This window comes from Lentzea sp. NPDC060358 (assembly GCF_042725365.1).
Classification (GTDB): Bacteria; Actinomycetota; Actinomycetes; order Mycobacteriales; family Pseudonocardiaceae; genus Lentzea.
Genome location: NZ_JBHXCW010000308.1, coordinates 1 through 7,719, shown reverse-complemented (window position 1 = coordinate 7,719; position 7,719 = coordinate 1). Strand labels below are relative to the sequence as shown.

Below are 7,719 nucleotides of genomic sequence, written 5' to 3'. Positions count from 1 at the left end.
CCGGTCCACCTTCCCGCGGCCGGTCGCCGGCAACGCGTCGACGGCGACGACGAGCGACGGCACGCAGTAGTACGGCAGCCGGCGCGCCACCGCGCGCCGGGCCGTGTCGGGCTTCGTGGTGGCCGGGCTGACGAAGGCGATTAGCGTCCCGTCGTGCACGAGGGTCGTGGCACGTCTCGCCGCGGTCTCCAGCGCCGCGGTGACGGCGTTCAGGGCGACGGGGAACCCGCGCACCACGACCAGGTCGCCGGCCCGCCCGTGGTGCTCCAGCCTGCCGTCCCCGGTCCACCGGACCAGGTCGCGCGTCCGCACCATCACGTGGTCCCCGCCCAGGAACGGGTCGGGGCGGTACCGCCGCGCCGTCAGGTCGTCGACCGCCCGGCCCTCGCCCACGCACGCCCCGCCGGCCCACATCTCGCCGATCACGCCGATCGGGCACGGTCTCCGGTGCTCGTCGAGGACGTAGACGGTCGTGTTCGGCACGGGCCTGCCGATGGTGACCGCGCCGCTGCCCGGTTCGTGCCGGTCCACGGTGGTGACGCCGCCGAGCTCGGTCCGCCCGCACGCGTTGAGGAACTCGGCGTGGCGCGACCACTCCTGCGCCAGCGCCGGCGGGCAGCGCTCCCCGGTCACCGCGACCGTGCGGACGCCGCGGCAGGCGTCCGGGTCGAGCGACTCCAGGACGTTCGGCGTGGCGATCACGACGTCGGCGGTGCTCGCGACCCGGCCGGGGTCGTCGCCGCGCAGGACGAGTGTGCCGCCGTTCACCAGCGTGCCGAGGACCTCCCACAGCGCCGGGACGGAGGCGAGGTGCAGCAGCTGCGCCACCCTGGTGCCCGGCCCGATGCCCAGCGAACCGGGCGCGGTCAGCAACAGGTTGCACAGCGTCGCGTGGGAGAGCCGCACCACCCCGCCCGGGGTGACCAGGGCGGCGGCGAGGTCCGGCTCCGCGGTGGGGGTGCGGTGCAGCGGGCGCCGGTCCGGCAGCGCGTCGACGGCGACGACCTCGGCGAGGTGCTCCGGCAGGCGGTCGGCGGTCGTGGTGAGCACCAGGTCGACACGGGCGGCGCGCACGACGTGGCGCAGCTCGTGTTCGGGCGTGGTGGCCGCGTCCTGCAGCACGCACACCGCGCCGGCCTTGAGCACCGCGAGGACGCCGACCGCCAGCCACGTCGACCGGGACAGGAACAGCCCGACGTGCTCACCGGTCCGCACACCGCGGCGGACGAGGAGCTCGGCGAGCAACGACGCCCTCGCGTCGAGTTCCCCGTACGTCAGCGAGTGTCCGCCGTGTTCCACCGCCGTCACGAGCGGATGTCGTGCGGCGCACGCCTCGACCGCGTGGTGGACGCGGTCGAAGGGCGGAGTCCTCACCGGACCGGCGCCGAACTCCCGGAACAGCGCGCGGTCGGCGGGGCTGAGGTCGAGCAGAGCCGTTTCCCGGAACACGACACGAGCGTGCCCGGTCCGTGTTTCGCCCTCGTTCGAATCACCTGTCGATTCGACAGCTGTTGCACAGCGGTGACTTTTCGAAACTTCAGTCCGCAGTGGACAGCTGGAACACCGTCTCCTGGTGGTAGACCTCGCCGGGCCGCAGCACCGTGCTCGGGAAGTCCGGGCGGTTCGGCGAGTCCGGGAAGTGCTGCGCCTCCAGGGCGAAGCCGGCGTGGCGCCCGTACGGACGGCCGCCCGTGCCGACGAGCTCGTCGGTGAGGAAGTTGCCGGAGTAGAACTGCAGGCCGGGTTCCGTCGTCCACATCGTGAGCAGGCGGCCCGAGACCGGGTCGCAGGCCTGCGCGGCGAACGGGCCCGCGTCGTCGAGCACCCAGTTGTGGTCGTAGCCGCCCGCGATCTCGAGCTGCGGGTCGGACGCGCCGATGCGGGCACCGATCGCGGTCGGCAGGCGGAAGTCGAACGGGGTCGCCTCGACCGGTGCCGGGTCGCCCACCGGGATCAGGGTCCGGTCGACGGCGCAGAACCTGCTCGCGTTGAGCATCAGCGACTGGCCGCGCACGTCGCCGCTGCCCTCGCCGGCGAGGTTCCAGTAGGTGTGGTTGGTCAGGTTCAGCACCGTCGGCGCGTCCGCGGTCGCGCGGTAGGTGATGCTCAGCCGGTTGCTCCGGTCGAGCCGGTAGGTGACCTGCGTGGACACCGCGGCCGGGAAACCGCTGTCACCGTCCGGGCTCACCAGGTCCAGCCGGACGCCCACGCTGTCCGGTTCGCGCAGTTCGGTCGCGGACCACACCTCGGTGTCGAACCCGGCCGGTCCGCCGTGCAGGCTGTTCGGGCCGTCGTTGACCGGCACGTGGTGCACGGTGCCGTCGAGGGTGAAGGTGCCGCGGGCGATCCGGTTGGCGTACCTGCCGACCAGGGCGCCGAAGAACACCCGGTTCGCGCCGGGCCGGCTGTTCTCGACGTAGTCGTCGAGCGCCGGGAACCCGAGCACCACGTTGGCGGGCACGCCGTCGCGGTCCGGGGCCTCCAGCGACTGGACCACCCCGCCGTAGTCCAGCACGCGCACGGTGATCCCGCCCGGCCACGAGAGGACGTACCGGTGTACGTCGGTGTCACCGAGCCTGCCGAAGAGCTCCCGGCCGATCTCGGGTTCCCGCTGTGACATCGAACTCCTTGAATCAGTCGGCCGGGGCCCGGCGGTGCTGCGGCCGGATCCGTTGTGGCGCGACGCTTTCCAGTGTGGGCGTGACCGCGACGGTGCTGCCGCCGCGGTCGAACTCCGTGCGGTGGCCCGCCAGTCCGGTGATCCGGGAGACCTTCCCCGCATCACAGGAGATCATGTCACTGTTCAGCGGAACGACGTATGCCTCACCGTTGCCCCAATAGAGGTATGTCTGCCCGGAGGTGCCGGCGACCGGGCCGGTGGGGAGTCGCCGGCGGCGACACCGCTCTCGGCCTCGGCGCGGGAGCAGAAGTGGTGCTTCCCGTGGCGCTTGGCGATCGCTGGGGCCACGCGTCGCGGTCGGCCCAGCTCACGCCGGGGTCCGCGCGTCACGGTCGCCCCAGCTCACGCCGGGTCCGAAGGCGAGGACCACGCCCTCGTCGGTCCAGCCGGCGAGGTTCTCCGACGACCAGGCGGAGAACCTGGTGCCGCGTTCAGGCCGGGCGGCACCGGGCTGCGCAGCTCGTGCGCCTCGACCGTCCACTCCCGACTCCCGCGCCCGGACCGCGCGGTGGACTCGCGAGGTTTGCGAAGATCGACCGGTCGTGCCGCGGCCGCCGCCGAACCGCACGAGCGGTCTGGCGGCGGCCGGGGTGACCAGGACCAGCGCGGCCGTCACGACCACGGTGAGACCAGGTGCGTGGCCGCCTTCCGGTGGTGGGGTCAGGCGCGGCGCTTCGTCCAGACGTCGTAGGCGACCGCGACGAGCAGGACGAGGCCCTTCACGAGCATCACGCGCTCACTGGGCGCGCCGATCAGCGACATGCCGTTGTTGATCACGCCCATGATCAGGCCACCGGTGATCGCGCCGACGACCTTGCCGACGCCGCCCTGCACCGCCGCGCCGCCGATGAACGCCGCCGCGATGGCGTCGAGCTCGAAGGACGCGCCAGCGGTCGGGCCCGCCTGGTTGAGCCGGCCGGCGACGATCACGCCGGCGAGCGCCGCGAGCACGCCCATGTTGACGAACACCCAGAACGTGACGGCCTTGACCTTCACGCCGGACAGCGTCGCGGCCTGCAGGTTGCCGCCGATCGAGTAGATGTGACGGCCGAACACGGAGTTGTTCGCCATCAGGGAGTAGCCGAGCGCGAGCGCCGCGAGCAGCACCAGCGTCCACGGCAGGTTGCGGAACCGGGCGAGCTGGACGACGACGGCCATGACGACGACGCCCACGCCCGCGATCTTGAGCACGAACACCGGCATCGGGTCGACGGCCTGGCCGTAGCCGAGCCGCGCCGAGCGCTTGCGCCACTGCGACAACGCGAAGCCCGCGACGCAGGCGAGACCGGCGAGCAGGCTCAGCAGGTCGGCGCCCCCCAGCGGGCCGAGCCCGATGTTGCCGAGGTAGCCGCCCGTGAACCCGTTGGACAGCTTGCTGATCGCGTCCGGGAACGGCCCGATGCCCTGGTTGCCCAGCGTGGACATGGTGAGCGCGCGGAACACGAGCATGCCCGCCAGCGTGACGATGAAGGCGGGGATGCCGAAGTAGGCGATCCAGTACCCCTGCGCCGCGCCGATCAACGCGCCGGACAGCAGCGTCAGCAGCACGGCCACCGGCCACGGCAGTCCCCATTGGACGGTCAGCACCGCGCAGATCGCACCGGTCAGCGCCACCGTCGAGCCGACCGACAGGTCGATGTGCCCGCCGATGATCACCAGGATCATGCCGATCGCCAGGATCAGCACGTACGAGTTCTGCACGATGACGTTCGAGATGTTCTGCGGCTGCAGCAGGTCGCCGCCCGTGACCACCGTGAACAGCGCGACGATCAACGCGAACGCGACGTAGATGCCCGACTGCCGCAGGTTGATCGACAACCGCCGGGGCCGTTCGGGCGGAGCTGCGGCGGGGGCGGGCACGGTCTTCGTGGTCATGAGCTCTGTCCTCGCGTCATGTACTGCATCAGGCGTTCCTGCGTGGCCTCGGCACGGCTCACCTCACCGGTGATGCGGCCCTCCGACAGCGCGTACACGCGATCACACAGGCCGAGGAGCTCCGGCAGCTCCGAGGAGATCACCAGCACCGCGCGGCCCTGGGCGGCGAGGTCGTTGATGATGGAGTAGATCTCGTACTTGGCGCCCACGTCGATGCCGCGCGTGGGCTCGTCGAGGATCAGCACGTCCGGGTCGGTGAACATCCACTTCGCCAGGACGACCTTCTGCTGGTTGCCGCCGGACAACATGCCGACGGGGGTCGCCACGGTCGACGTCCTGATGCCCATCGAACGACGGTACCGCTCGGCGACCGAGTTCTCCTCGTTCTCGTTCACCCAGCCGCGGCGCGAGAGCTTGTCCAGCGCGGCCGCGGAGACGTTGCGCTGCACGGCCTCGATCAGGTTGAGCCCGTAGCGCTTGCGGTCCTCGCTCACGTAGGCGATGCCGTGGTCGATCGCCGCGCGGACCGTCCTCGTGTCGATCTCGCGGCCGTCCTTGACGACGCGGCCCGAGACTCCGACGCCGTACGAGCGGCCGAACACGCTCATCGCGAGCTCGGTGCGGCCGGCGCCCATCAGCCCGGCGAGACCGACGATCTCCCCGCGCCGCAGGGAGAGCGTGGCGCCGTCGACGATCTTGCGGTCGGGCTGGGCCGGGCTGTGCACCGTCCAGTCCTCGATCCGCAGCACCTCCTCGCCGATGTCGGGCGTGCGCGGCGGGAACCGGTCGTCGAGGTCGCGGCCGACCATGCCCGCGATGATGCGCTCCTCGCTGAGTCCCTCCGCGGGCAGCGTCTCGATGGTCCTGCCGTCCCGCAGCACGGTGACGGTGTCGGCGATCCTGGTGACCTCGCCCAGCTTGTGGGAGATGATCACGCAGGTGATGCCCTCGTCCCGCAGGCCCTCGAGCAGGTCGAGCAGGTGCTGCGAGTCGTCGTCGTTGAGCGCGGCGGTCGGCTCGTCCAGGATCAGGAGGCTGACCTCCTTCGACAGCGCCTTGGCGATCTCGACGAGCTGCTGCTTGCCGACACCGAGGTCGTCGACCCGGGTCGTCGGGTTCTCCCGCAGGCCCACGCGGTCGAGCAGCACCTGGGCCTCGTGGTTGGTGCGGTTCCAGTCGATGAACCCGCGCCGCGCCCTCTCGTTGCCCAGGAACAGGTTCTCGGCGACGGAGAGCTGACCGCACAGCGCCAGCTCCTGGTGGATGATCACGATGCCGCGGCGCTCGCTGTCGCGCACGCCGCCGAACACGCACGGCTCGCCCTCGAACAGGATCTCGCCGTCGTACGTGCCGTGCGGGTGCACCCCGGACAGCACCTTCATCAGCGTGGACTTGCCCGCGCCGTTCTCCCCGCAGATCGCGTGGATCTCACCGCGCCGCACGGTCAGCGAGACCTCGTGCAGCGCGGTGACACCCGCGAACCTCTTGGTGATGCCGCGCATCACCAGGACGTCGTCGGTCACCGGGACCTACTTGAGCTGGTCGGCGGTGTAGTAACCGGACTCGACCAGTTCCTTCTGGTAGTTCGCCTTGTCGACGGGAACCGGCTGGAGCAGGAACGACGGCACGACCTTGACGCCGTTGTTGTAGTCCGTGGTGTTGTTGACCTCGGGCTTGCCGCCCTTGAGCAGCGAGTCCGCCATCTTCGACGCGACGTCCGTCAGCTGGCGGAGGTCCTTGAAGATCGTGGAGTACTGGTCGCCCTTGATGATCGACTTCACCGAGGCGACCTGGGCGTCCTGGCCGGTCACGATCGGGAGCGCCTGGCCGTTCGTGCCGTAGCCGTTGCTGCCCAGCGCGGAGATGATGCCGATGGAGATGCCGTCGAACGGGGACAGCACGCCGTCGACCTTGGCGCCGCCGTAGGTCGAGGTGAGCAGGTCCTCCATGCGCTTCTGCGCGGTGGCCGGGTCCCAGCGCAGGATCGCGACGGTGTTGAAGTCCTTCTGGCCGGACTTCACGACGAGCTTGCCCTGGTCGATCAGCGGCTGCAGGACCGACATCGCGCCGTTGAAGAAGAACGTCGCGTTGTTGTCGTCGGACGACCCGGCGAACAGCTCGATGTTGAACGGGCCCTCGCCCTTGGTCTTCAGCCCGGCCAGCAGCGAGTTCGCCTGCTGCACGCCGACCTTGTAGTTGTCGAACGTCGCGTAGTAGTCGACGTTCGGGGTGTTGAGGAGCAGGCGGTCGTAGGAGATCACCGGGATCTTCGCGTCGGCGGCCTGCTGCAGCTGGGAGCTGAGCGACTTGCCGTCGATCGACGCGACGATCAGCAGCTTGACACCCTTGGTGATCTGGTTCTCGAGCTGGTTCGCCTGCGTGGGGATGCTGTCCTCGGCGTACTGCAGGTCGACCTTGTACCCCTTGGACTCCAGGGACTTCTTGAGGCTGTCGCCGTCGCGCACCCACCGCTCGGACGACCGCGTGGGCATTGTGACGCCGATCAGCGCACCTTCCCCCGAGCCGCTCTTCTGATCGACTGTCTTCTCCGACGAACCGCACGCCGCGAGGGAGACGGCGAGTGCGGTGGTGACCGCGATCCGGACAAGCCTCATTGGTTCTCCTCGATGTCACCGACTGGCAACAGTGCTGTGGTCGGCGAGTGTTATCGCTAACAACCGTGCCGTCAAGTGTCGAGACGATAACGCCAGGTGACTCCTGTTAGCGCTCACAGGCCGCTTTCAGGGGAAACTCCGGCAGGGGCCGCCGGGGAACCGGCCGCCCTCCTGCCGGGCTGGGGGAACCCGGTCCGTCTCGCGTGGTGGCGGGGCGGGTGGCGGCCGGGGGGATTGGTCTACCGCAGACGGGGTTCGCCGCGCCAGCCTCCCGGCCGCCCCGCCGTCGGGGGCGCGCGGGGCCGGTGGTGGTGCGATCCGAGGACGTCCGCCCCGCTGTCGGGTGCGGGCGGGGCTGGTGGTGGCGCGATGCGAGGACGTCCGCCCCGCTGTCGGGTGTGCGCGGGGCCGGTGGTGGCGCGATGCGAGGACGGCCGCCCGCCCGATTCGACGGAACGCGAAACGCCCGCCGCCACCGGGAGGTGGCGACGGGCGCTCGTCGTTCCGCGCGTCAGGCGGTCTTGCAGGTCTTGCCGTTCACCGTGAAGG

Annotated in this window: 7 protein-coding genes; all 7 read right to left on the bottom strand. The window is 70.7% G+C overall.

The window, feature by feature from the left end; all coding sequences use genetic code 11:
• A partial coding sequence (locus ACFWGZ_RS37220) for an AMP-binding protein (RefSeq protein ID WP_382456290.1) occupies window positions 1-1,449 on the bottom strand: 1,449 nt, incomplete at its 3' end.
• 88 nt (window positions 1,450-1,537) lie between these two features.
• Window positions 1,538-2,620: an aldose epimerase family protein gene (locus ACFWGZ_RS37215; protein WP_382456289.1), complete on the bottom strand. Its 1,083-nt coding sequence runs from the start codon at window positions 2,618-2,620 to the stop codon at window positions 1,538-1,540.
• A gap of 13 nt (window positions 2,621-2,633) precedes the next feature.
• Window positions 2,634-2,795 carry a hypothetical protein gene (locus ACFWGZ_RS37210; protein ID WP_382456288.1) on the bottom strand — a complete coding sequence of 54 codons (162 nt, stop codon included), beginning with the start codon at window positions 2,793-2,795 and terminating at the stop codon, window positions 2,634-2,636.
• Window positions 2,796-2,987: 192 nt separating this feature from the next.
• Window positions 2,988-3,302, bottom strand: a complete 315-nt coding sequence (locus ACFWGZ_RS37205; RefSeq protein WP_382456287.1) for a hypothetical protein — start codon at window positions 3,300-3,302, stop codon at window positions 2,988-2,990.
• Between the two features lie 38 nt (window positions 3,303-3,340).
• Window positions 3,341-4,555, bottom strand: coding sequence for a multiple monosaccharide ABC transporter permease (gene mmsB, locus ACFWGZ_RS37200; protein WP_382456286.1), 1,215 nt, complete (start codon window positions 4,553-4,555; stop codon window positions 3,341-3,343).
• Entirely contained in the window at window positions 4,552-6,057 is a 1,506-nt protein-coding gene (gene mmsA / locus ACFWGZ_RS37195; RefSeq protein ID WP_382456291.1) for a multiple monosaccharide ABC transporter ATP-binding protein, read from the bottom strand. Before mmsA ends, mmsB begins: the two co-directional genes overlap by 4 nt.
• Before the next feature lie 27 nt (window positions 6,058-6,084).
• Entirely contained in the window at window positions 6,085-7,170 is a 1,086-nt protein-coding gene (chvE, locus tag ACFWGZ_RS37190; RefSeq protein WP_382456285.1) for a multiple monosaccharide ABC transporter substrate-binding protein, read from the bottom strand.
• Window positions 7,171-7,719: the final 549 nt, after the last annotated feature.

Excerpts from the sequence above, each read along its gene's own strand:
- ACFWGZ_RS37215 (WP_382456289.1), bottom strand. The coding sequence starts at position 2,620 with ATGTCACAGCGGGAACCCGAGATCGGCCGGGAGCTCTTCGGCAGGCTC.
- ACFWGZ_RS37210 (WP_382456288.1), bottom strand. The coding sequence starts at position 2,795 with ATGATCTCCTGTGATGCGGGGAAGGTCTCCCGGATCACCGGACTGGCG.
- mmsB (WP_382456286.1), bottom strand. The coding sequence starts at position 4,555 with ATGACCACGAAGACCGTGCCCGCCCCCGCCGCAGCTCCGCCCGAACGG.
- mmsA (WP_382456291.1), bottom strand. The coding sequence starts at position 6,057 with ATGCGCGGCATCACCAAGAGGTTCGCGGGTGTCACCGCGCTGCACGAG.
- chvE (WP_382456285.1), bottom strand. The coding sequence starts at position 7,170 with ATGAGGCTTGTCCGGATCGCGGTCACCACCGCACTCGCCGTCTCCCTC.